The organism is Advenella sp. FME57, assembly GCF_014897675.1.
In the GTDB taxonomy this organism is placed as follows: Bacteria; Pseudomonadota; Gammaproteobacteria; order Burkholderiales; family Burkholderiaceae_B; genus Advenella.
The window spans coordinates 1-638 of the sequence record NZ_JABUXU010000057.1 but is presented as its reverse complement, the minus strand read 5'-3'; the positions used below and the strand labels follow the sequence as shown (position 1 = coordinate 638).

1 pseudogene is annotated in these 638 nt (G+C 61.4%); it reads right to left on the bottom strand.

The window, feature by feature from the left end:
* Nucleotides 1-488: pseudogene (locus tag INT32_RS22035) on the bottom strand (IS1380 family transposase); the annotation flags it as partial.
* Nucleotides 489-638: the final 150 nt, after the last annotated feature.

The window sequence follows — 638 nt, the reverse complement described above, 5'->3', positions numbered from 1 at the left end:
CCACGACTGCCTTGGTAGCCGAACCCGGCTCCCTGCTTCGACGCGGAGTGAACATCGATGACGGTGTCGTCGACATCGACGAACACCATCGCTTGTCCAGTGTCTTCGCTGGCTGGTAGCAGCGGTGTGTGCTCGTTGAGGTTGGTCAGGAAACGGGAAGAGATCGCGTCGAGTTGCCGGACGTGGCCGAAGGCGAACGAGCGCAGGAACGACCCCAGGGTCGAGGGCGCGTAGACACGATCGAAGAGGTGTTGCATGCCGCCGTGGCGGAGGATGTTCATGTCATCGATCGAGTCGGCCCCGGCAGCCATTCCCGCGACCAGGGTAGCCAGTTTCGGTGCCGGGTTCGCGCCCTTGTCGGCTCCGGTGGTGGTCACGGTCAGACGGTCTTCGGCGAGGTCTGGCAGGCCCGCCATCTGGGCGAGGCTCATGATCGGGACGAGCCCGGTAGTGGCCGTCAGGTTCGCATCGTCGAAGGAGTGAGACACAGACGCGGGTGTGTGGTTGAATAGCACCTGAGAGGTGCCCCTTTCTTGAACGGGAATGTTGACTTCGAACATCATCATTTTCCCAGTTCAGAAGGGGCATTTCCATTTCACGCGCGGCTTGATCCGGCTACTCGCATCGGTGGATCAAGG